This window comes from Corynebacterium sp. HMSC08F01 (assembly GCF_001807545.1).
Lineage (GTDB): Bacteria > Actinomycetota > Actinomycetes > Mycobacteriales > Mycobacteriaceae > Corynebacterium > Corynebacterium coyleae.
Genome location: NZ_KV789289.1, coordinates 1 through 22,565, shown reverse-complemented (window position 1 = coordinate 22,565; position 22,565 = coordinate 1). Strand labels below are relative to the sequence as shown.

At 63.7% G+C, this 22,565-nt stretch carries 23 protein-coding genes; 10 read left to right on the top strand and 13 right to left on the bottom strand.

Annotated elements, in window-relative coordinates; translation table 11 throughout:
- Window positions 1-65: 65 nt before the first annotated feature.
- A complete protein-coding gene (locus HMPREF3171_RS02980) occupies window positions 66-3,800 on the top strand; it encodes a multifunctional oxoglutarate decarboxylase/oxoglutarate dehydrogenase thiamine pyrophosphate-binding subunit/dihydrolipoyllysine-residue succinyltransferase subunit (protein ID WP_070482716.1) in 3,735 nt (1,244 codons plus the stop codon).
- A gap of 63 nt (window positions 3,801-3,863) precedes the next feature.
- Here the strand turns inward: HMPREF3171_RS02980 and HMPREF3171_RS02975 are convergent, their stop codons facing one another.
- Both HMPREF3171_RS02975 and HMPREF3171_RS02970 read right to left on the bottom strand, forming a co-directional pair.
- Window positions 3,864-4,574 carry a type 2 periplasmic-binding domain-containing protein gene (locus HMPREF3171_RS02975; RefSeq protein WP_070453076.1) on the bottom strand — a complete coding sequence of 237 codons (711 nt, stop codon included), beginning with the start codon at window positions 4,572-4,574 and terminating at the stop codon, window positions 3,864-3,866.
- A 6-nt stretch (window positions 4,575-4,580) separates the two neighbouring features.
- Window positions 4,581-5,108, bottom strand: a complete 528-nt coding sequence (locus HMPREF3171_RS02970) for a YflT domain-containing protein (RefSeq protein ID WP_070482715.1) — start codon at window positions 5,106-5,108, stop codon at window positions 4,581-4,583.
- Window positions 5,109-5,167: 59 nt separating this feature from the next.
- Between HMPREF3171_RS02970 and HMPREF3171_RS02965 the strand changes: the two genes are divergently transcribed.
- Window positions 5,168-6,304, top strand: coding sequence for an Mrp/NBP35 family ATP-binding protein (locus tag HMPREF3171_RS02965; protein ID WP_070482714.1), 1,137 nt, complete (start codon window positions 5,168-5,170; stop codon window positions 6,302-6,304).
- Here HMPREF3171_RS02965 and tatB read toward each other — a convergent pair.
- The 3 genes from tatB to sigE are packed head-to-tail and all read right to left on the bottom strand — an operon-like array spanning window position 6,297 to window position 7,624.
- Window positions 6,297-6,683 (bottom strand): Sec-independent protein translocase protein TatB, encoded by a 387-nt coding sequence (gene tatB / locus HMPREF3171_RS02960; protein ID WP_070421791.1) that lies wholly within the window; start codon window positions 6,681-6,683, stop codon window positions 6,297-6,299. The two genes, HMPREF3171_RS02965 and tatB, sit on opposite strands and share 8 nt — an antisense overlap.
- Window positions 6,684-6,693: 10 nt before the next feature.
- Window positions 6,694-7,014, bottom strand: coding sequence for an anti-sigma factor family protein (locus tag HMPREF3171_RS12425; protein ID WP_070453058.1), 321 nt, complete (start codon window positions 7,012-7,014; stop codon window positions 6,694-6,696).
- Window positions 7,015-7,033: 19 nt separating this feature from the next.
- A complete protein-coding gene (sigE, locus tag HMPREF3171_RS02950) occupies window positions 7,034-7,624 on the bottom strand; it encodes an RNA polymerase sigma factor SigE (protein WP_070453057.1) in 591 nt (196 codons plus the stop codon).
- A gap of 111 nt (window positions 7,625-7,735) precedes the next feature.
- Between sigE and HMPREF3171_RS02945 the strand changes: the two genes are divergently transcribed.
- A complete protein-coding gene (locus HMPREF3171_RS02945) occupies window positions 7,736-8,389 on the top strand; it encodes an O-methyltransferase (protein ID WP_070482832.1) in 654 nt (217 codons plus the stop codon).
- Here HMPREF3171_RS02945 and glgC read toward each other — a convergent pair.
- Window positions 8,386-9,603, bottom strand: a complete 1,218-nt coding sequence (gene glgC, locus HMPREF3171_RS02940) for a glucose-1-phosphate adenylyltransferase (RefSeq protein ID WP_070421858.1) — start codon at window positions 9,601-9,603, stop codon at window positions 8,386-8,388. The genes HMPREF3171_RS02945 and glgC overlap by 4 nt on opposite strands.
- A 67-nt stretch (window positions 9,604-9,670) precedes the next feature.
- Here glgC and glgA point away from each other — a divergent pair, with 67 nt between their 5' ends.
- Both glgA and HMPREF3171_RS02930 read left to right on the top strand, forming a co-directional pair.
- Entirely contained in the window at window positions 9,671-10,825 is a 1,155-nt protein-coding gene (gene glgA / locus HMPREF3171_RS02935; protein ID WP_070482710.1) for a glycogen synthase, read from the top strand.
- Window positions 10,825-12,249 carry a GH32 C-terminal domain-containing protein gene (locus HMPREF3171_RS02930; protein ID WP_070482706.1) on the top strand — a complete coding sequence of 475 codons (1,425 nt, stop codon included), beginning with the start codon at window positions 10,825-10,827 and terminating at the stop codon, window positions 12,247-12,249. The genes glgA and HMPREF3171_RS02930 overlap by 1 nt, the downstream gene beginning before the upstream one ends.
- Window positions 12,250-12,355: 106 nt before the next feature.
- Here the strand turns inward: HMPREF3171_RS02930 and HMPREF3171_RS02925 are convergent, their stop codons facing one another.
- Genes HMPREF3171_RS02925 through dapE form a run of 7 tightly spaced genes read right to left on the bottom strand, consistent with a single transcriptional unit; the run spans window position 12,356 to window position 17,213 of the window.
- Entirely contained in the window at window positions 12,356-13,216 is an 861-nt protein-coding gene (locus HMPREF3171_RS02925; protein WP_070421786.1) for a methyltransferase domain-containing protein, read from the bottom strand.
- A gap of 28 nt (window positions 13,217-13,244) precedes the next feature.
- Window positions 13,245-13,415, bottom strand: coding sequence for a DUF3117 domain-containing protein (locus HMPREF3171_RS02920; protein WP_070421785.1), 171 nt, complete (start codon window positions 13,413-13,415; stop codon window positions 13,245-13,247).
- Between the two features lie 12 nt (window positions 13,416-13,427).
- Window positions 13,428-13,733: a hypothetical protein gene (locus tag HMPREF3171_RS02915; protein ID WP_070421784.1), complete on the bottom strand. Its 306-nt coding sequence runs from the start codon at window positions 13,731-13,733 to the stop codon at window positions 13,428-13,430.
- A 10-nt stretch (window positions 13,734-13,743) separates the two neighbouring features.
- Window positions 13,744-14,493: a glucosyl-3-phosphoglycerate synthase gene (locus tag HMPREF3171_RS02910; RefSeq protein WP_256388292.1), complete on the bottom strand. Its 750-nt coding sequence runs from the start codon at window positions 14,491-14,493 to the stop codon at window positions 13,744-13,746.
- Complete coding sequence (gene folP / locus HMPREF3171_RS02905) at window positions 14,490-15,317, bottom strand: dihydropteroate synthase (protein ID WP_070482826.1); 828 nt, start codon at window positions 15,315-15,317, stop codon at window positions 14,490-14,492. Before folP ends, HMPREF3171_RS02910 begins: the two co-directional genes overlap by 4 nt.
- A 4-nt stretch (window positions 15,318-15,321) precedes the next feature.
- Window positions 15,322-16,107: an LOG family protein gene (locus tag HMPREF3171_RS02900; RefSeq protein ID WP_070482699.1), complete on the bottom strand. Its 786-nt coding sequence runs from the start codon at window positions 16,105-16,107 to the stop codon at window positions 15,322-15,324.
- 5 nt (window positions 16,108-16,112) lie between these two features.
- The gene (gene dapE, locus HMPREF3171_RS02895; protein WP_070482697.1) at window positions 16,113-17,213 is read right to left on the bottom strand and encodes a succinyl-diaminopimelate desuccinylase; all 1,101 of its coding nucleotides are present in this window, start codon (window positions 17,211-17,213) and stop codon (window positions 16,113-16,115) included.
- A 29-nt stretch (window positions 17,214-17,242) separates the two neighbouring features.
- On the opposite strand from dapE, the gene HMPREF3171_RS02890 reads away from it, so the two are divergent.
- From HMPREF3171_RS02890 to HMPREF3171_RS02870, 5 genes are all read left to right on the top strand, one after another.
- Window positions 17,243-18,184 carry a 2,3,4,5-tetrahydropyridine-2,6-dicarboxylate N-succinyltransferase gene (locus HMPREF3171_RS02890; protein ID WP_070482823.1) on the top strand — a complete coding sequence of 314 codons (942 nt, stop codon included), beginning with the start codon at window positions 17,243-17,245 and terminating at the stop codon, window positions 18,182-18,184.
- A gap of 62 nt (window positions 18,185-18,246) precedes the next feature.
- The gene (locus HMPREF3171_RS02885; protein WP_070482820.1) at window positions 18,247-19,668 is read left to right on the top strand and encodes an amino acid permease; all 1,422 of its coding nucleotides are present in this window, start codon (window positions 18,247-18,249) and stop codon (window positions 19,666-19,668) included.
- Window positions 19,668-21,026 carry an amino acid permease gene (locus HMPREF3171_RS02880; RefSeq protein WP_070453036.1) on the top strand — a complete coding sequence of 453 codons (1,359 nt, stop codon included), beginning with the start codon at window positions 19,668-19,670 and terminating at the stop codon, window positions 21,024-21,026. Before HMPREF3171_RS02885 ends, HMPREF3171_RS02880 begins: the two co-directional genes overlap by 1 nt.
- Before the next feature lie 5 nt (window positions 21,027-21,031).
- Window positions 21,032-22,006 carry a 2,3,4,5-tetrahydropyridine-2,6-dicarboxylate N-succinyltransferase gene (gene dapD / locus HMPREF3171_RS02875; RefSeq protein ID WP_070482696.1) on the top strand — a complete coding sequence of 325 codons (975 nt, stop codon included), beginning with the start codon at window positions 21,032-21,034 and terminating at the stop codon, window positions 22,004-22,006.
- On the top strand, window positions 21,996-22,505 hold the full coding sequence (locus HMPREF3171_RS02870; protein ID WP_083291932.1) for a GNAT family N-acetyltransferase: 510 nt from the start codon (window positions 21,996-21,998) through the stop codon (window positions 22,503-22,505). Before dapD ends, HMPREF3171_RS02870 begins: the two co-directional genes overlap by 11 nt.
- Window positions 22,506-22,565: the final 60 nt, after the last annotated feature.

The following is a 22,565-nucleotide window of genomic DNA, read 5'->3' as shown; positions in this document are numbered from 1 at the left end:
CGCGGACGATTACAGTCAAAGAAACGTTCCGCGAAATCGAAACAGAAGGAAGGCGAGAACCTGCCGTGAGCAGCGAAAACACGTTCGGCCAGAACAGCTGGCTGGTTGACGAGATGTTCCAGCAGTACAAGGACGACCCGAACTCGGTCGACGCCGAATGGCGTGAACTGTTTGAGAAAAAGGGTGCACCGAAGACCGCTAATGGCACGTCCAACGTCACCCCTTCGCAGGCAGGTGCAAGCCAGGCGAAGACCGACCCGAAGGTTGCCCGTTCCACCGGCGCACCTTCGCAGGATGGTCGCGAGACCAAGGTCGACGAGGCCGCAGCAAAGGTCTCTAACCGCCCGCAGCGCACCCTGCCGAAGCCGAAGGCCTCCCCGCTGGACAAGATCGCACAGGTCGAGGTCGAGCCGGGCGAGTTCCAGCTCAAGGGCGCATTCCGTGCGATTGCGAAGAACATGAACGAGTCGCTCGAGGTGCCGACGGCGACGACCGTGCGAGACATGCCGGTCAAGCTCATGTTTGAGAACCGCGCGCTGATTAACGACCATCTCAAGCGCACCCGTGGCGGCAAGGTCTCCTTCACCCACATCCTGGGCTACGCCATCGTCCTGGCGACGAAGCTGCACCCGGACATGAACAAGAACTACAAGGAGGACGGCAACAAGTCCTTCGCCATCCAGCCAGAGAACGTCAACCTCGGCCTGGCTATCGACCTTCCGGGCAAGAACGGTTCCCGCTCCCTCGTCGTCGCTGCGATCAAGGAGTGCGAGAAGAAGTCCTTCTCCGAGTTCGTTGACGCATACGAGGACATCGTCGCTCGTGCACGCGACGGCAAGCTGACCATGGATGACTTCTCCGGTGTCACCATCCAGCTCACCAACCCAGGCGGCATCGGCACCCGCCACTCCATCCCGCGCCTGACCAAGGGCCAGGGCACCATCGTCGGCGTTGGCGCTATGGACTACCCGGCAGAGTTCGCCGGCGCGTCCGAGGACCGCCTCGCTGAGCTCGGCGTTGGCAAGCTGGTCACGCTGACCTCCACCTACGACCACCGCGTCATCCAGGGTGCAGAGTCCGGCGAGTTCCTGCGCGACATTTCGCAGCTGCTTATCGACGACAAGTTCTGGGACGAAATCTTCCAGTCCATGCAGATCCCGTACTCCCCGCTTCGCTGGGCACAGGATCTTCCGAACACGGGCATTAACAAGGACACCCGTGTCATGCAGCTCATCGAGGCATACCGCTCCCGCGGCCACCTCATCGCAGACACCAACCCGCTGCATTGGCACCAGCCTGGTCTGGCGAAGCCGGATTCCCGTGACCTGCTCATGGAAACCCACGGCCTGACCCTGTGGGATCTGGACCGCACCTTCCACGTCGGTGGATTTGGCGGCAAGGAGCAGATGACCCTGCGCGAGGTCATGTCGCGCTTGCGCTCCGCCTACACCCTCAAGGTCGGCTCCGAGTACTCCCACATCCTGGACCGCGACGAGCGCGAATGGCTGCGCGACCGCGTCGAAGCTGGCATGCCCAAGCCGACCGGTGCAGAGCAGAAGTACATCCTGCAGAAGCTCAACGCCGCTGAGGCCTTTGAGAACTTCCTGCAGACGAAGTACCTCGGCCAGAAGCGCTTCTCCCTCGAGGGCGCAGAGACCCTCATCCCGCTGATGGACGCCATCATCGACACCGCTGCAGGCCAGGGCCTGGAAGAGGTTGTCATCGGCATGCCGCACCGTGGCCGCCTGAACGTCCTGTTCAACATCGTGGGCAAGCCAGTTGCAACGATTTTCAACGAGTTCGAAGGCAACATGCGCGCAGCCCAGCAGGGTGGCTCCGGCGACGTGAAGTGCCACCTCGGCTTCGAGGGCGAGCACATCCAGATGTTCGGCGACGGCGAGATCAAGGTCTCCCTGGCTGCGAACCCGTCCCACCTTGAGGCAGTCGACCCGGTGCTCGTCGGTATGGCGCGCGCCAAGGAAGACCAGATCAAGGCCACCAAGGGCCGCGAAGACCACCCGGTCGTTCCGCTTATGCTCCACGGCGACGCATCGTTCACCGGTCTGGGCATCGTCCAGGAGACCCTGAACCTGTCCCGCCTGCCGGGCTACACCGTCGGCGGCACCATCCACATCGTGGTGAACAACCAGATCGGCTTCACCACCACCCCGGATTCCGGCCGTTCCTCCTACTACGCCACCGACCTGGCCAAGGGCTTCGACTGCCCGGTGTTCCACGTCAACGGCGACGACCCGGAGGCAGCCGCATGGGTTGCTCAGCTCGCTACCGAGTACCGCCGCGAGTTTGGCAAGGACGTCTTCATCGACCTCATCTGCTACCGCCTACGCGGACACAACGAGGCTGATGACCCGACCGTGACCCAGCCGGTCATGTACGAGCGCATCAACAACCACCCGTCGGTGCGTACCCGCTACACCCAGGACCTCATCGGCCGTGGCGACATCACCCAGGAAGACGCAGAGAAGGCCGCACAGGACTTCCACGACCAGCTCGACGCTGTCTTCACCGACGTGAAGTCCGAGAAGGGCAAGCCGAGCGAGCAGACCGGTATCACCGATTCCCAGAAGCTCACCCGCGGCCTGGACACGAACATCTCCGAAGAGCAGTTCAAGCGCCTCGCAGACGCGTACGCCAACCTGCCGGAGGACTTCACCCCGAACAAGCGTCTGAAGTCCGTCCTGTCCAAGCGCGGCGGCTCGTTCACCGACGGCGACATCGACTGGGGCTGGGGCGAACTGCTCGCCTTCGGTTCCCTGGCTGAGCAGGGCAAGTTTGTCCGCCTCGCCGGTGAGGACTGCCAGCGCGGTACCTTCACCCAGCGTCACGCTGTGCTGTACAACCCGGACAACGCCGAGCCGTTCAACCCGCTCGACCACAACGCGCAGGAAGCCGGCAACGGCGGCCAGTTCCAGGTCTACAACTCCGCACTGACCGAGTACGCAGGCATGGGCTTCGAGTACGGCTACACCCTTGGCAACAAGGACGCGGTTGTCGCTTGGGAAGCACAGTTCGGCGACTTTGCCAACGGCGCCCAGACGATTATCGACGAGTACCTGTCCTCCTCCGAGACCAAGTGGGGCGAAGTGTCCTCCCTGATCTCCCTGCTGCCGCACGGCTACGAGGGTCAGGGTCCGGACCACTCGTCGGCACGCATCGAGCGCTACCTGCAGCTCGTCGCGGAAGGCTCCATGACCATCGCGCAGCCGTCCACCCCGGCGAACCACTTCCACCTGCTGCGCCGTCAGGCTCTCGGCGAGATGAAGCGTCCGCTGGTCGTCTTCACCCCGAAGTCCATGCTGCGCAACAAGGCTGCAGTGTCCCAGCCGTCTGATTTCACCGAGGTCAACCGCTTCCAGTCCGTCATCGACGACCCGAACTTCGTCGAGCGCGGCAACAAGAAGATCGGCGACACCGACAAGGTGAAGACCATCATGCTGTGCTCCGGCAAGATCTACTGGGAGCTGGATAAGAAGCGTCAGAAGGACGGCCGCGACGACGTTGCGATCATCCGCGTGGAAATGCTCCACCCGATCCCGTTCAACCGCCTGTCCGATGCGTTCAAGAACTACCCGAACGCCAAGGAGATCCGCTGGGTCCAGGACGAGCCGGCAAACCAGGGCGCATGGCCGTTCTACAACGAGCACCTGCGCACCCTGATCCCGGACATGCCGGAGATGGTCCGCGTGTCCCGTCGTGCACAGTCCACCACCGCAACCGGTGTGGCCAAGGTGCACCAGCAGGAAGAAAAGCAGCTGCTTGAGGAAGCATTCGCTGACTAACCTGCACACCTAAAAACTCCGGCCCGGCTTGTGAAAAGCCGGGCCGGAGTTTTTGTTATTCGGTTATTTGGACGCAGAGTCCGGGTCGATCACATCCTCTGGGTCTGCCGGGGTGTCGTGGTGGACGTCGATTTGGGCGTATTCGATCATCCACTCCGCAATCGCATCCTCCACCGTGGCACCCTTGTCCACTTCTTCCGCCATCTCCTCGAGACGGTCAGTGGACAGCACGCGGGTGATGAAGTTCAGGCGGTTGATCTCACCGCGGTCGAAGGTGCCTTTATGGAACACCGGGATGACGTTTTGCGACAGTTCGCTCTCTCCGCACGCTTGGGCGGGTGACGGGTCGACGGTGCGCATATCCCCCGGCATGGCGGCGACAGCGGCCCCATAGACCTCGTCAGTATATGCGCCATCGGTAACATCGCCGCCCGCTAGCTCCTTGGCGGCCTTAGGGTCCGACTCTTCGAGCAGACGCCCAGTGCACGTGACGACGAAGTCAATCGGCTGCTCACGCAACACCTCAAGCGTCGGCGCGTCATCCAGCCCCGTCACTGAGGTCACGCTCGTCGGCCGGCCTTGGCCCTTAAGTACACGGCTGTAGATCTCCCCAAGCACGACTTGTTCGTTGGAGGCGCCGTCGATGGCGATGGCGATATCGGCCTTCTCCGGCCGCGCCTGAGTGTAGATGTTGTCCTCCGACGCGCACCCGGACAATACGAGCGCAGCCGAGCCCAAAACGGCGGCTACGGCAGTGTGGTGGTGTGCCTTCATGGTGGTTTACTCGCCGATGACGTTTTCAGAGGCGGGAGTGCGGCCACCTGCTTGTGCGATCATGTCGCGGGCCTGCGGTGCAGCATCCGGCTCGCACAGCACGTCGTAGCGTCCAGCCACGATCGTGGTTGCAGACGCGAAGTCGCGCTTGCCGCCGGTGAACGCGTAGGCCACAGCGGAGGCCACCGTGCCGAAGATCGCACCGATAACAACCGCCCACACGAACATGGTCAGGCCAGCACCCGGAACCGAGATGAGGGAAAGCAGCAGGCCGAAAAACAGGCCCATCCACAAACCCGACAGCGCGCCGGTGCCCAGCACCTTCGGCCATGTAAGCCGGCCGGTAATCTTTTCCACCTGCATCAAGTCCACACCAACGATGGAAAGCTTCTCTACAGGAAACTCCCTGTCGGACAGGTTGTCCACGGCGCGTTGCGCCTCCGCATAGGTGGAAAAGCTGCCCACGGGCCAGCCGGTGGGCACCTCTGTGACACCAAAACGCTTATTCAACGATGGGTTCATAGGTTCAGTCATGCTGGGTAGTCTATCGGGATTCCAAAATCACCCAGGAACGGCCGTATAATTCGGTGGCAATGGCTACTGAACATCAGATTTTAGAAAGCGATGTCCACGAGGCGCTTTCGCGCGTTGAGGATCCGGAGATCGGCAAACCGATCACGGAGCTCGACATGGTGGAATCGGTCACCATCGACGGCAACGATGTTGCGGTCGGTATTTATCTCACGATCGCGGGCTGCCCGATGCGCGACACCATTGAGTCGAATGTGCGCGCAGTGGTCGAGGAGCTCGACGGTGTGGGCGACGTGAGCGTCACGCTGCACACGATGAGCGACGAGCAGCGCCGAGCGCTTGCCCAGAAACTTCGTGGCGAGCAGACCGGCCCGGCTATCCCGTTCGCGGATCCGGATACGCGCACGCGCGTTATCGCGGTGGCTTCCGGCAAGGGTGGCGTGGGTAAGTCGTCGATGACGGTCAACCTGGCTACCGCGATGGCAGCCCAGGGCCTGACGGTGGGCATTGTGGATGCTGATATCTACGGCCACTCCGTGCCAGGCTTGATGGGTTCTGAGGAGCAGGGCCCCACGCTTGTCGACGAAATGATCATGCCCCCTATCGCCCACGGCGTCCGTCACATCTCGGTGGGACAGTTCGTAGAAGGCAACGCCCCTATCGTGTGGCGTGGTCCGATGCTCACCCGTGCGATCCAGCAGTTCTTGGGTGACGTGTACTGGGGCGACCTGGACGTGCTGTTTATGGATTTGCCGCCGGGAACGGGTGATGTGGCGATCACCGTCGCACAGTTGGTGCCAAACGCGGAGCTGCTGATCATCACCACCCCTCAGGCTGCGGCAGCCGAAGTCGCGGAGCGCGCCGGCACGATCGCGCAGCAGACTGATCAGAAGATCGCCGGCGTGATCGAAAACATGTCGGGCATGACCATGCCGGACGGCACGGTACTCAACATCTTCGGCGAGGGCGGCGGCGAGCACGTCGCCGAGCGCCTGACCCAGCTGACCGACTCGGATGTGAAGCTGCTCGGCTCCGTACCCCTGGACCCGAAGCTTCGCGAGCACGGCGATACCGGCACCCCGGTTGTCATCTCCGACCCGGAGTCGCCGGCGGCCAAGGCGGTGCTTGAGATCGTCGACAAGCTAAAGGTGCGCCCGAACTCACTGGCAGGCAAGAGCCTGAACCCGCAGGTTAAATAACGTCCTCCCAGGAAAAGCCTTTGCGCTCCGGCTGCGAATCCCGCGGCTCGGGGCGCATTTGTTGTTGCGGCGGCGCCTGTGGTGGTGTCTTCGGCGCTGGAGGCTCGCTGGGGTCGTCGTCTTCGAACAACACCTTCGCCATCGCACGCTTCGGCCCCATCGCCGCATAGCGCGAGACAGTATCGATCGGCTTCTTAAACTCCTCGAACTCCCCCAGTTCACCATTGAGTTCCGCCTTGGCGTTGTTGATCGCTTTCTTGGCCGCATAGATCGCGGCGCGCACATCCTCGACGACAGAAGGCAGGCGTTCGGGCCCGATCACGATCAACCCGATGATCAGGATGAAGAAAATCTCGCCCCAACCGATGCTAGAAAACACCTAACTCACCTTACTCACGGTGCGTCAGCGAGCGAATCGCAGACTCCACTCGGCTCCGGATCCCCTTGGGGGTTTCGGGGGTGTCGGTCACGTCTTCGTCGCAAAGCATCGCCAGTCGCTCCACAAGCGACGCCGGGGCGTGCATGTCGGAGGAATTACACACCTGCAGACGCTGCGACGTCCCCCGCTGCGCCTGAACTTCCTCACAACACTCCCCACACAACCGCAGGTGCCGCTCGGCGCGCACGGTGGCAGCCTTGGACAACTCGCCGTCCACATAGGCGGCAATCGCCTCCGGATTGAGATGATCGGTGGAGTTAAACCTAGTCACGGCGCCGACTCCTTCCCTACTACCGGGCGCGGATGAGTTCCTTCGCGGCGGCGCTGTGGAGGGCTTGTTTCTCCAACGACTCACGCATCTGCGCGCGACCGCGGTGGATACGCGATCGTACAGTACCCATCTTCACTCCGAGGGTTTCAGCGATCTCCTCGTAGCTCATCCCCACCACATCACACAGGACCACGGCCACGCGGAACTCCGCCTTCAAATCGTCCAACGCCTTCTGCAACGCAGGGTCCAGGTTGGTCACGGAGTACGCATCTTCCGGGGTCATGTCGGTGCCGGGCACGCGCTCGTAATCCTCGGGCAGGGCCTCCATGCGGATCTTCGCGCGGCGACGCACCATGTCCAAAAACAGGTTCGTGGTGATGCGGTGCAGCCAACCCTCGAACGTTCCGGGCTGGTACTGCTTCACGTTGCGGAACACACGCATAAACGTCTCTTGCGTGAGATCTTCCGCGTCGTGCTGATTACCGGAGAGGCGAAACGCCAGGCGGTAGACACTGTCGGCATGTTCTTTCACCAGTTCAGACCAGGTCGGCATTGCTGCCTGGCCTGCGTCAAACGCTGCGGTACCGGTGAGTGGAACGTCAGTGCTCATGCGCAATAGTTTCGCAGACTCACTGCCCCAAAGCCAGCCAACCAGTTAACAGAATCCTGTGAACGCAACACGGCTATGATGTGGCGTGTGAGTGAGACCGCATTTACCCAGATGAACTCGTACCTCGCCGCCCGTTCCACCGAAGGCGGCCACCTTTCCGACCAGGTTGCGGAAGCTTTGCGCGCAGCGCGCGAGGACGCTGCCGAAAACGGCACCCCGGCACCCAGCCCGGTGGTCGGCGACCTGTTGACGGTGCTCGCGGCGGCAACCCCGAACGCATCCCAGGGTGCGGTTGCGGTGACCCCGGCCGCCGGTGTTGTGGGCTTGCACCTGCTCGCAGGCCTGCCGGAGAAGGCCACCATGACCTGCATCGAGCCGGAAGCCGCACTGCAGGCCGGCGCGAAGGAAGCGGTGCGCAACGCAGGGTTTAGCCCATCGCGTGTGCGTTTCCTCACCGCACGTCCCCTCGAAGTAATGGGGCGCTTGGCTAACGACGCCTACCAGATCGTCTACGCAGACGTCTCCCCCGTCGAACTGCGCCCGCTCATCGAGGCCGCCTGGCCGTTGCTGGCCCCGGGCGGCACGTTGGTGCTTGCAGGTTCGCTTCTCGACGGCACCGTGGCCGACCCCACCCGCCGCGACCGCGAAACAGAGGCCGCCCGTGAGGCGGATGAGTTCGTCGATACGCTGACAGCCGAGCGCGGCGCCGCGGTGGCGCGTCTGCCGCTTGACGGCGGCCTGACGCTGATCACCAAAATCGGCTAAACAACTTCGCTCTTACCGACGACCACAACGCCGCCGTCGGACACCGTGAACCGCTCGCGGTCGCGCTCCGTATTCACACCGACCGTCTCCCCATCGGAGACGTAAACGTTCTTGTCCAGGATGCAGTGGCGCACCACCGCGCCCTTGCCCACGCGCACACCCGGCATGAGCACAGAGCCCTCCACCGTCGCGCCTTCTTCGATGCGCACGTCGGTGGACAGCACCGAGTTACGCACCGTCGCACCGGAAATGATCGAGCCGGACGCCACAATGGACTCCTGCGCAATACCACCGAGGACGAACTTTGCCGGGGGCAGGTTGTCGTCGTCAGTCGCGTGGATCGGCCACGCCTTGTTGTACAGGTTGAACACCGGGTGCGAGGAAATCAGATCCATGTGGGCCTCGTAGAACGAATCAATCGTGCCCACATCGCGCCAGTAGCCGCGGTCACGATCGGTTGCGCCCGGCACCCCGTTGTTGGAAAAGTCGTACACATTCGCCTCGCCCTGCGCGACGAAGTACGGGATGATGTCGCCGCCCATGTCGTGGCTGGAATCCTCGTTCTGCTCGTCCTCCAGCAGCGCCTGGATTAGCGCCTCGGTAGAGAAGCAATAGTTGCCCATCGATGCGAACGTCATCTCCGGATCGTCCGGGGTACCCGGTGGGTCGGCCGGCTTTTCCAAAAACTCGGTGATCGTGCCGTCATCGTCGGCCTGGATGCAACCGAACGCGCTCGCCTCCGCACGCGGCACGCGAATGCCTGCCACGGTGGCGGCCTTGCCCGACGCAATGTGATCTTCGACCATCTGCGACGGATCCATCCGGTAGACGTGGTCCGCGCCAAAGACCAAGACGTAGTCAGGCATGTCGTCGTAAATGAGATTCAGCGACTGCACAATCGCATCCGCCGACCCGTTGTACCAACGCTTCCCGCGACGCTGCTGCGCCGGAACCGACGCAATGTACTGCTGCGTTGGCCCAGAAATGTTCCACGCCGTAGCCACATGGCGGTCCAGAGAGTGCGACTTGTACTGCGTCAACACCGCAATACGCATGTAGCCGGCGTTGACCAAATTCGACAACACAAAATCGATCAAACGGTAGTTGCCGCCGAACGGAACGGCGGGTTTGGCACGGTCAGCCGTCAGGGGAAACAGGCGCTTGCCTTCCCCGCCGGCCAGGACAATGGCGAGAACTCGAGGCTGGCTTTTCATAACCGCAAGGCTAATGCCAATTCAAGGCTCGTGCAGGGATTCCGCAACGTCAGTAGGCTCGGCGGACATGAAGGTAGGAATGCTCACGCGCGAATACCCGCCGGAGGTCTACGGCGGCGCCGGGGTGCACGTCACAGAACTCACGCGGTTCATGCGCGAATTCGCCGACGTCGACGTCCACTGCATGGGCGCCCCACGCGACGCCGCAGGTGTATACGTCCACGGCGTCGACCCCGCACTCGAGGGGGCCAATAGCGCGATCAAAACCCTGTCCACAGGCCTGCGCATGGCCGATGCCGCAGCCGGGCTCGACGTGGTGCACTCGCACACGTGGTACGCGGGCCTCGGCGGCCACCTCGCCGGGCTGCTCCACGAGATCCCCCACGTGGTCACCGCCCACTCGCTGGAGCCGGACCGCCCGTGGAAGCGCGAGCAGCTCGGCGGCGGCTACAACGTGTCGTCCTGGTCGGAGAAAAACGCGATGGAAAACGCCGACGCGGTCATCGCCGTATCTGCCGGAATGAAAGATGCCATTTTGCGCGCCTACCCGCGTATCGACGACTCCCGCGTCCACGTCGTCCTCAACGGCATCGACCCCGCCAACTGGTACCCGGACACCGGCACCATCGCCGAAGAACTCGGAGTAGACACCTCGCGGCCGGTCGTCGCGTTTGTCGGGCGCATCACCCGCCAAAAAGGTGTCGCCCACCTGCTCAAAGCAGCACAGCTTTTCGACGACGACGTCCAGCTCATCCTCTGCGCCGGCGCCCCCGACACCGAGGAGATTGCTACTGAGACGCGTGGGCTCGTCGAAAAGCTACAAGCGCAGCGTGACGGCGTGTTCTGGGTTCAAGACATGCTGCCCGCCGAAAAAGTACGACAGGTCTACACCATCGCCGACGTCTTCGTCTGCCCATCCGTCTACGAACCGCTGGGCATCGTGAACCTGGAGGCCATGGCGTGCGGCACCGCGGTGGTGGCCTCGCGCGTCGGCGGCATCCCCGAAGTCGTCGTCGACGGCGAAACTGGCGTGCTTGTGGACTACACGCCCGACGACACCACCGGCTTCGAACAACGCCTCGCCGAGGCGGTCAACGCCGTCGCCGGCGACAAAGACCGCGCGGCCACCATGGGCAGCGCCGGACTCACCCGAGCCAAAGAATCCTTCTCCTGGCGCACAATCGCGAAACAAACCGTAGACATCTACAAGGGGTTGATCTGATGACGGTCTACCGTCCCGAACTACACGTCACCGCAGAACGCGGCATTCTCGAAGGCCCAGCTGGCGTATTCCGCATCGGCAGCCGCGAGAACCGCCTGTGGCACATGTTCTACCAGTACCGCCCAACCCCCGACGCCCCGAGCCGCTGGGGCCACGAAGTCAGCGAAGACGACGCATTCAACTGGCTCGACTGCAACGACGTCATCGTCCCCTCCGGCGACGAAACCAACATCCGTGCAGGGTCCGTCACCTCCGCGGGCGACGGCGTCAACCTGTACTTCTCCTCCGAAACCCCGGCAGGAAACACCATCCAGATCGCCCACGTTGCGCACGTGGACAGGCTTTACGACGACCTCGACGCCGAAGACGCTGACGCTGACGACACTGACGTCTCCGATGCCGCCGAGCGCACCGGCACCGCAGTCGACGACACCGCCGGCGACACCAACTTCCGCTCGCCTTGCGTCGTACCCGCCTGGGACACGGAAGCCGACCGCGACCAAGGCCACGACGGCTGGCTTATGCTCGCCGTGACCGGGCCTGTCACCGACCCCAAGCCGGTCGTCCTCACCTCCCCCGACGGCCGAGACTGGGAGCTGCAAGGCCCGCTCGAGTTCAATGGCGAGACGGGCATCACCCTCGATGCCTCCCTCGTTGCCCCACGCATCGTGCGCCTGCGCGACGAAGTCGACGGCGAAATCCGCGACGTCCTCTTCATCACCCTGGAACGCGACGGCAAAGACACCGCCGTCTACGCCGTCGGCAGGTTGCGAGGCAACGTCTTCGACATCACCACGCCGTTCACCCTCCTGGACTACGGCCACGACTTCACCCGCCCACGCAACACCAACTACCCGCTGGACGAAACCACCGCGGAAAACCGCTACGAGCGCGCCTACCTGTTCGGGTTCATGACCAACACCGACCGCGCCGGTGACCCCACCCTCGAACCCAACTGGGCCGCCGAAGGCTGGGCCAACGCCCTCACCCTCCCGCGCCGCGCCACCCTGCAAGGTGGCCGCCTCTTCCAAGTGCCCGCACCAGGCCTGCCAGACGCCGTCAGCGCCACCGACCGCGCCCGCATGTGGGCCGGCCTGTGCGAAATCCCGGCCGGCTCCCAGGTCACCCTCGAGGTGCTCGACGGCAACAACGAACCGGCTGCGGTGATCACTCATAACGGCGAGCAGCTCACACTCGACCGCCTCGACGGCTCCCCCGCAACCGCACCGCTTCACGACGACGACGAAGACAACGTCACCGTCATCGTCGACGGCTGCACCCTCGAGGTCTACGCCGGCGGCGGCAGCGTTGTCATGTCGTCGCGCATCTGGCCCGAAGGCGGCTGCAACGGCATCCGCAGCCGCGCCACCGGCGAAGCATCCATCAGCGGCGAGTGGCGCCGCGGATACCCCGCCCGCTTCTAAGCCAGCCGGCGCGTGTGCCGGCACATGAGCCAGGCACAGCAAGAAGGCCCGCATCACGCGGGCCTTCTCCGTTTCTTTAGCGCGTCGTGAGCGAAGCGCCGGCGCGCTACTTCTTGCGCAGGCGGATCAACTGGGCGCGGGCGGTGACCTCCATCTGCTCCGGGAGGTCCTCGAGTCGCGCGTGCAGCACGTCCTTATCCAGGTGACGCGCCGACGGGCTCATACCCACCTGCGCGGCGATCGCGTCACGGCCCAGGGTCATCGGGAACGAAATCAACTCCGGATCGGCCACAGGGGTCAGCCACTGCGCCGACTGCTCGATCAGTCGCGCCACCTTGCCGTCCTCCACGCCGAGGATACCCAGTGGCTCACGGAGCTCGTCCAGGTGGCCTTGGTCGGCGACGAGGATGACGGCCTCGCCGTCGTCGCTAAGCACACGCGCAAACTCCGCAGGATTGCGCGGCGCGAACACCACAGTCACCACATCAACCGCCCCCGTGCGGATAGGCAGCTGCTCCCACACATCCGCCACAATCGCACCCAAACGCGGATGCGCCTTAGCCAAATGCTTCGCAGCAGGCACCGAAATATCCAACCCCACACCACGCGCGCCATCAATCAGGTCCAGCGTGTGCGCAAGGTAGTAGCCGGTTCCGGCGCCAGCCTCCAGAATTACCGGATCATGATCGCCTGCGGCATGCTCCACAACATCCGCCACACGATCCGACACCGCCTCCACAAACGGCGCGAAATGGCCATTCGACAGGAACGTTTCGCGAGAGTTAATCATCTCCAGCGAATCGCCCTCATGATTCAGCCCGCGCCCCGACGCGAGCGTGACATAACCCTGCTTGGCTACGTCATAAGAATGCCCCGATTCGGAGACGAGACGACCAAAATCGTCCTCGCCCCGAAGCGGGGTCAGGTCTACCGGGTCCGCGAGTACATCCACGATCTCGTTGAGCATGTGGTGATACTACCGCGTTTGGCCGGAACTACTCTCCAGCAGCCTCCGTGAGCAAGCGGCCAAGTTCGCCAGCCTCTTCCTTGCTCAGTTCAATGACGAGGCGTCCGCCACCGTCAGACGGGATACGCATGACGATCTTGCGCGACTCCTCCACCGCTTCCATCGGGCCACTACCGGTACGCGGCTTCATTGCTGCCATCGTCAACACTCCTTATTGCTTTGTTTCCGAAACGTGTTCTTCCGGAGATTCTACCCGTGTTTCCGGCGCAAGGTTGCCGCCCGCCAACTGTTCGATGAGCGCATCGACCTGATCCATGCGGTAACCGCGGTGCACAACCTCGAGCTGAATATCGCCGAAGTTACCTTCCTCCACGGCGCGGCGGTTGGCTTCCTTCACCTCTTCTGTTGGTGGCATGGGCGGCAGGGCCTCGCCGCGGCCGAAGACGGTGGCGAACAGTTTCAGGCCAATGATGCTCAGCAGTGCGAGCACCAGGATGAGGATGATCCAGGAAAGCATGCGGGTTAGTTTAGCTGTCGGCCCAGGCGGGGCGCTCGCTGACCTCGACGGGGAATTTTCCCGCGCGCGCGAGAATCGTCTTTGCGACGACATCAGCCATCCCAGCAAGTTCATACAGCGGCCTATTGCGGTGGGTGCGGGGGCTCAGTTGCGCTTGCTGGATGGCTTTTGGGTCGTGGGCGCGGGCGACGTCGATGAGCAAGCCCGCTTCCACCCCGTAGCCGGCGACGAATGGCAGCGAAAGCGCGGTTGAGCGTCGGATGGCGTATTCGCCGGCGAGCGGCTGGTCCACGGCGATCTCCGGGAAGAGGGCGCGCAGGAGGGGTTTCGCGGTCAGTTCGGTCACGCGACCGCCGGCGCCTTCGCGGGTGTAGGAGGCTTTGACGAGGTGGACGGTGTCGTCGATAAATGGCTCGGCGAGCGCGTCGACCCACCAGGGTTCGAGTGAGGTCACGTCGGCGTCGACGAAGACCACCACGTCGCCGCATGCGGCCTTCACGCCGCGCCACAGCGCCTCGCCCTTGCCGGGCCAGGGTGTGCGTGGGTCGACGTCGCGCCAGTTCACCACGGTTGCCCCGGCTGCGGCGGCGCGCTCGGCGGTGCGGTCGGTGGAGTCTGAGTCGATGACGATGACTTCGTCCGCTGACGAAGCCACACACTTTTCGACGACCCCACCCACCGTCGCCTCCTCATCCAGCGCAGGAATCACCACACTGATTCGTACATCGGTGCGCATGCCGGCGAGCGTGTCGGCACTCACGCGAGCCCCCGCACGGTTGCCAGCGGTGCCGCGGTGCCCTGGATCGCCTCGATCATGCGGATGACGTCGATCGTCGCCTCGACCTCATGGACGCGAAACGCCGCCACCCCGCGCGCGGCCGCCCACGCGGTTGCTGCGAGGGTGCCGGGCACGCGCTGGGTGATGTCGGCACCGTTGAGGCCACGCCCGACGGTCTCGCCCACGAAATCCTTGTTGGACAGGGCCATGAGGACGGGCCAGCCGGTGGCGACGATTTCGTCGATACGCCGCAGGATCTCCAGCCCGTGGTAGGTGTTCTTGCCAAAGTCGTGCGTGGGGTCGATGAACACCGCTTCCTCCGGCACGCCTAGCGAGACGGCGCGCTCGGCCAAGGCGGTGGTTTCCGCAATCACGTCGGCGACCACGTCGTCGTAGTGCACCCGGTGCGGGCGCGTGCGCGGCGTGACCCCGCCGGTGTGCGAGCACACGTACCCCACGCGGTGGGCGCCTGCCACCTCAACCAACTCGGGGTCGAAGCCTGCCCACGTGTCGTTAATCAGGTCCGCGCCGGCTGCGATCGCCTCCTCGGCCACCGCGGCGCGCCAGGTGTCCACGCTCACCGTCACGTCCGGGTGGTGCTCACGCACCCCGGCAATAAGCGGCACGACACGGTCAATCTCCTCGGCAACGGACACGTCGTCGCCCGGGCCTGCCTTCACGCCGCCGATGTCGATGATGCTGGCCCCGGCGGAAACGGCGTCGTCGACACGCAAAAGCGCCTTCTCAATCGCGAACGTCGCACCCTTGTCATAAAACGAGTCGGGCGTGCGGTTCACGATCGCCATGACCTCACTCATCGCGCAGGCGCTCGTCCGTCATCACCTTGTGGGCCTCCACAATGTGCGCCACGGCCTCCTCCACGGAATCGGTAACCAGGTACAACTTCTCATCCCCCGGCGAAATCAAACCACGGCCAAGCAACTGCTGCTCGATCCACTCAACCAGCCCAGACCAGAACTCCGTGCCCATGAGCACAATCGGGAAGTTGGTCACCTTGCCGGTCTGCACCATGCATAGCACCTCGAAGACCTCGTCCATCGTGCCGAAACCGCCGGGCAGCGAAATAAACGCCTGCGAGTACTTCAAAAACATAGTCTTGCGAGCGAAGAAGTACCGGAAATTCAGACCCAGATCCACCCAGTCGTTCAGGCCCTGCTCAAACGGCAACTCGATACCCAAACCAACCGACAAACCATCCGCGTTGTGAGCACCCCGGTTCGGCCCCTCCATCAAACCCGGCCCACCGCCGGTGATCACGGCGTAGCCCGCCTCCACCAGCGCGCGGCCGACCTCGTAGGACAACTGGTACTCAGGCGTGCCCTCGCCAAGACGTGCGGAGCCAAACACCGTCACAGCCTTCGGCAACTCCGACAACGCATCAAACCCAGCCACAAACTCCGACTGGATCCGCATCACACGCCACGGATCCTGGTGCTTCCAGTACCCATCAGACTGCCCCATGGACTCCAACAAACGCTGATCATAGGTCGTGGCCTGCTCAGCCTCATTGCGCAGCGCCATCGGCCCACGCAACTTCCGGTCGCGGTCCGGGCGGGGGAAATTCAACGGAGCCATATCTCTTACTCGCTTTCAGCACTCAGGTAATCGAGCAACTGCGCCGCCACCTGACGAATCTCATCGACCGGGCACTGCTCGTCCTTCTTATGGGCAAACCCCGGATCGCCAGGCCCAAAGTTCACCGCAGGAACACCCAGGCTAGAAAAGCGCGCCACATCCGTCCACCCAAACTTGGCGCGGAAGTTCCCGCCCACTGCCTTGACCAACCCGGCCGCGACCGGGTCGCCCAGGCCAGGCAACGCCCCCGGCGCGACGTCGTCGTAAATGAGCTCGAGGCCCTCTTCCAGCGCGAGTGTCTCTTCCAAGTGCGCCTTCGCGTCCTCGACGCTGCGATCCGGCGCGTAGCGGAAATTCACGATCAGTCGCGCGTGATCCGGGATCGTATTCGTCGCCACGAAGCCCTCCAGCCCGACGACGTTTAAACCCTCGCGGTACTCGCAGTCGTCGATACGCACAGCGCGCGGCTCATACGCCGCGATACGGGTGAGCACGCCCGCAAGATCATGCGCCGCATTATGGCCAAGCCAAGAGCGCGCCGAATGCGCACGCGTGCCATGCGCATCCACAAACACGCGGATCGTACCCTGACAACCAGCCTCAATGATCGCACCCGACGGCTCACCCAACAACGCAATATCACCCTGCAGCAACTCCGGATGATCACGCTCAAGGTGGTACAAGCCATTGAACTCCTGCGCCACCTCCTCGCCCTCATAAGCGATCAGCGTCAAATCATGCGCCGCCTTCCCCGGCTGCGCCAAGCGTGCGAAGGCACCCAGGTAGCAAGCCAAACCCGACTTCATATCCACCGAGCCACAACCATGCAGGATCTCACCCGACGGCGAACTCGTCAGCCGATGCGGCGTGTTATCAGCCAGCGGCACCGTATCAATATGGCCCGCCAACACGACCCGCGAATCCAACCCGAAACTCGTACGCGCCACCACGGTATTACCGAAGCGCTGCACCTCCGCATGCTCAAGGCCACGCAACGCAGCCTCAACGGCGTCCGCGATCGCCTCCTCATGGTGCGACGGCGACTCAATATCCACCAACGCAGCCGACAAAACAACAGGGTCCGCAAAAGGATCTAAGGAAGTCACACCGCGATCCTACGTTTACAATGACGGCCATGTCTTTGGGAGCACACGGCCTCGGAATCGCCAACATCGCCATAGACGGCACAGTGCTCGACACCTGGTACCCCAACCCCAAGCTCACACTTAACGACGACCACCCCACCACCACCCAACGCACCTCCGCCCACAACCTCTCCCCGGAGTTCCTGCGCCTCATCGGCGCCGACCGCGACCGCCTCGTCGAAACCGTGCCCGTCCGCACCACCATCGCCGACCTCGACGCCCCACCCATCGACGCCCACGACGTCTACCTTCGCCTCCACCTGCTGTCCCACCGCCTCGTCGAACCACTCACCATCAACCTCGACGGCGCCCTCAACCACCTCACCCCCGTCGCCTGGACCAACAAAGGCCCCTGCCTCCCCAACAACTTCGAAACCGTACGCACCAACCTCCGCGCCCGCGGCCCCATCCACGTCTACGGCATCGACCGACTCCCCCGCATGGTCGACTACGTCGTCCCCACCGACGTCACCATCACCCAAGCCGAACGCGTCCGCCTCGGCGCCCACCTCGCCAAAGGCACCACCGTCGTCCGCGAAGGCTACATCTCCTACAACGCCGGCACCCTCGGCCCCGCACGCATCGAAGGCACCATCTCCTCCGCAGTCGCCGTCGGCGCCAACACCACCCTCGCCCGCAGCACCGCCCTCATCGCCACCCCCACCAACAACAACGCCCTCGCCCGCCAACCCATGCGCATCGGCGCCAACTGCCACCTCCACCCCACCGCAAACATCAACGGCATCACCCTCGGCAACAACTGCGACATCGGCGCCGGCATCACCCTCGAACCCCACACCCGAATCTTCGACCCCGCCACCGGAGAAGATTTTCCCGCGGGAAAACTCGCCGGCCGCAACAACCTGCGCATCCAACACGAGCCCTACACCACCGCCCCCGTGCTGCGCCCCGCAGAAACCACGCGCACGTAACACACGCATATAAACCGGAAAAGAATGCACTTCACTGCATGTCGAGGTTTAAGGTGTTCGACATGTCAACCCCCGTTTCCCCCGTCGCCGATTCCACCGCGCTCGCACGCGGCCTGAAAACGCGCCACCTCACCATGATGGGCCTCGGCTCAGCCATCGGTGCCGGACTCTTCCTCGGCACCGGCGTTGGCATCGCAGCCGCAGGCCCCGCCGTCATCCTCGCCTACGTCGTCGCAGGCTTCATCACCGTGTGCTTCATGCAGATGCTCGCGGAAATGGTCGCCGCGCGCCCGTCGTCGGGCACGTTCTCCACCTACGCCGAGCAAGCCTTCGGCCGCTGGGCCGGCTTCGCCATCGGCTGGCTGTACTGGTTCATGATGATCATGATCATGGCCGTCGAAATCACCGGCGCGTCCGCGATCGTCGCCCAATGGTTCGCCATTTCCCCCTGGATCCCGGCGCTGATCGCCATTGGTTTTTTCACCGTGATCAATTTCGCCGCGGTGAAAAACTTCGGCGAGTTCGAATTCTGGTTCGCCCTGATCAAGGTCGTTGTGATCGTGGCGTTCCTGTGCATCGGTGTGGCCCTGTGGCTCGGTGTGCTGCCCACCGGCGGGTTCGTAGGCCTGTCGAATATCAGCGAGGTCGGCTTCATGCCCAACGGCTGGGCTGGCGTTGCCACCGCGTTGCTCGCGGTCGCCTTCGCGTTCGGCGGCATTGAACTGGTCACCGTCGCCGCCGCCGAATCCGAAAACCCCGAAGCCGGCGTCCACTCCGCGATCCGCTCCATCATCTGGCGCATCTCCATCTTCTACATCGGCTCCGTGCTGCTGATCGTCTTGCTGTTGCCTTTCGACGAAATCGGCGGCGCGGACTCCGCAGCCGACTCCCCGTTCACCGCAGTGCTCGAAATGGCAAACATCCCGGGCGCCGTCGGCATCATGGAGGCCGTCATCGTCGTCGCCCTGCTGTCCGCCTGCAACACGCAGATCTACGGTTCGTCGCGCTTCATGCAAAACCTTGCAGTGCGTGGCGACGCCCCCGAGATCTTCGCTAAAACCGACCCCCGCGGCGTGCCCGTCCGTGCCGTGATCGTGTCCGTGTTCTTCGGCTTCGTCGCCGTTGCCCTGCAGTACTGGAACCCGCCCGGGCTGCTCGCCTTCCTCCTCAACGCAGTCGGTGGCTGCCTGATCGTGCTGTGGATCGTCGTCGCCCTGTCGTTCGTCCGCCTGCACCCGAAGCTCGAAGCAAGCGGCGAAATCACCGACGTACGTATGTGGGCCCCCAACGTCCTTCCCTGGGTCATGATCGCGCTCGCCGGCGGAGTCATCCTGCTCATGCTCGCCGACCCCGACGGGCGATTCCAAATGTTCGCCGTCGCCGTCGTTGTCGGTGTCGTTTCCCTCGCGGGAATTTTGTGGACCCGCGCGACAGGAAAGCAACCGGCGAAGAAGAACGTGGCAGAGATTGAGGAGGTGCGGTAATGGGGTCGTCGACAAGCAATAGCGAGCTCGGCACCGGGCTGAAGTCCCGCCACCTGACACTCATGGGGCTCGGCACCGCCGTGGGTGCAGGCCTGTTCCTCGGCGTCGGCGTCGGCATTCGTGCCGCCGGCCCCGCGATTCTGGTCGCATACGCCATCGCCGGACTCATCGTCATCGCCGTGATGCGCATGCTCGGCGAAATGGCCGCCGCCCACCCGTCGTCCGGCTCATTCGCAACCTACGGACGCATGGCGTACGGCCACTGGGCAGGATTCCTCCTCGGCTGGCTGTATTACTTCCTGCTGATCATGGCGTGTGGTGCCGAACTCACCGGCGCCTCCGCCATGATGGCCTCCTGGTTCGACGTCCCCCAATGGGTGCCCGGGCTCATCGTCGTCGTCGTACTCACCGCCGTAAACCTCGCACAGGTCAAAGGCTTCGGCGAGTTCGAGTACTGGTTCGCCATGATCAAAATCGCCGTCATCGTCGGCTTCCTCATCATCGGCGTTCTCCTCTGGCTGGGCGTGCTGCCCGCCAGCGACTTCGTCGGCTTCGACAACGTGCGCGAATCCGGCTTCGCCCCCAACGGTGTCGCCGGCATCGCCGCAGGCCTCCTCGCCGTGGCATTCGCATTCGGCGGCATCGAAGTGGTCACCATCGCAGCCGCCGAATCCGAAGACCCCGCCGACAACGTCAAACGCGCCGTCAACTCCATCATCTGGCGCATCGCGATCTTCTACCTCGGCTCCGTCGCCGTCATCACACTGCTACTGCCGTACGCCACCATCGACGGCGCCGACTCCGCCGCCGACTCCCCCTTCACCGCCGTGCTCGAAATGGCAAACATCCCAGGCGCCGCAGCCTTCATGGAAGTCGTCATCGTGCTCGCGCTACTCTCCGCATTCAACGCACAGCTCTACGGCACCTCCCGCCTCGGCTACCAACAAGCGCTCGAAGGCGACGCACCAAAATGGATGGCAAAAACCAACGCCAACAACGTGCCCATGAACTCCGTGCTCGTCTCCGTAGTCTTCGCGTTTCTCGCCGTCGGCCTGCAATGGTGGAACCCGCCCGGAATGATCGACTTCATCATGTCCGCAACCGGCGGCTGCCTCATCGTCACCTGGATCATGATCACCTTAAGCTTCATCAAACTCCACCCACGCATCCGCGAATCCGCCGTCCGCGTCCACGGCGCAACCTGGGTGCCATGGGTCACGCTCGTCGCCCTCGTCGGCCTGACAGTGCTCATGCTTTTCGACGACGCCGCCCGCTCCCAAGTCATCTCCGTCACCATCCTCTCCCTCGCCCTGGTCGGCTTGTCGCTACTGACCAAGAAACGCGGTGTCGTAAGGTAGTCGCCATGACTACCCCCACGACTGCAATTGCACGCGGAATCGCGACCATCACCCACGACGGCACCGTTCTCGACGTCTGGTACCCCGCCCCCAAGGTTGACGAGGCGGTGACGGAAACAGGCACTCGTCGATTAGAAGAGCCCGACGCCCGCTTCACCAACCTCGTCGGCCCCGACGAGGCACGCGGCGTCGCACGCGTCGCAGTCGAAACCACCATCCCCGACTTAAGCGCACCGGCCATCGACGCATACGACGTCTACCTGCGCCTCCACCTACTGTCCCACCGCCTCATCCGCCCACACGGCGCCAACATGGACGGCATCTTCGGCCTCCTGTCCAACGTCGTCTGGACCAACTACGGCCCCTGCGCCGTCGCCGACTTCCAAATGACCCGCGCGCGCCTCGCCGAAAACGGCCCAGTCGTCGTTTTCTCCGTGGACAAATTCCCACGCATGGTCGACTACGTTGTGCCGAGCGGCGTGCGCATCGGCGACGCCGACCGCATCCGCCTCGGCGCCCACCTCGCCGAAGGCACCACCGTGATGCACGAAGGCTTTGTGAACTTCAACGCCGGCACCCTCGGCGCATCCATGGTCGAAGGCCGCATCTCCGCAGGTGTTGTCGTCGGCGACGGAACCGACATCGGCGGCGGCGCCTCCATCATGGGCACCCTGTCCGGCGGCGGCAAAGAAATCATCTCGCTTGGCGAACGCTGCCTCCTCGGCGCCAACGCCGGCGTAGGCATCTCGCTTGGCGACGACTGCATCGTCGAAGCCGGCCTCTACGTCACCGCCGGCACAAAGGTCGTCCTCACCGCACCCGTCGCCGAAGCCCTGGGCAAGGACGCCGGCACCGAGGTGAAGGCCCTCGAACTCTCCGGTGCCAACGGCCTGCAATTCCGTCGCAACTCCGTCACCGGCTCCGTCGAAGCCGTCCCCGCAAAGGGCATCGAACTCAACGAAGCCCTCCATGCCAACTAACCCCTGGTTCCCACCCGCCAACGACACTCTCACCGACGGCGAGTTGACGCTCCTGCCGTGGTCGCGCGTGAAAACCGTTCCGGGCGTGCACGACGACCTGTTCGCCGCGTCGGTTGACCCACGGATGGTTGAGTGGACCACGGTGCCATCGCCGTACACCGTCGAGATGGCCGAGGCGTTCCTCGGCGACTCAGGTGACGGGTGTGCACGGTGGGCGCTTGTCGTCGATGACCGGTACTGCGGCAGCATCGAGCTGCGCCTCGACGATTCCGGTGGTGCCGATTTTGGTTACAACACTGCCCCGTGGGCGCGCGGGCGTGGCCTGATGACTCGTGCCGTGCGCCTGGTGACCGATCACGCTTTCGCCGAGGGGGCTCCCCTGCTGATTATTCGTGCGCTGCCAGACAATGCTGCCTCGCGCCACGTCGCGGAGGTCAACGGTTTCGTCTTTGCTGGCGAGCGTGATGAACACGTGGAGTATGTCAAGCATGCCGAATAGCCCGCTCGCTGGCGGGTTATTGGCTAGTTAAAGAGTTGTTGCATGGCTCCGGGCGGATGC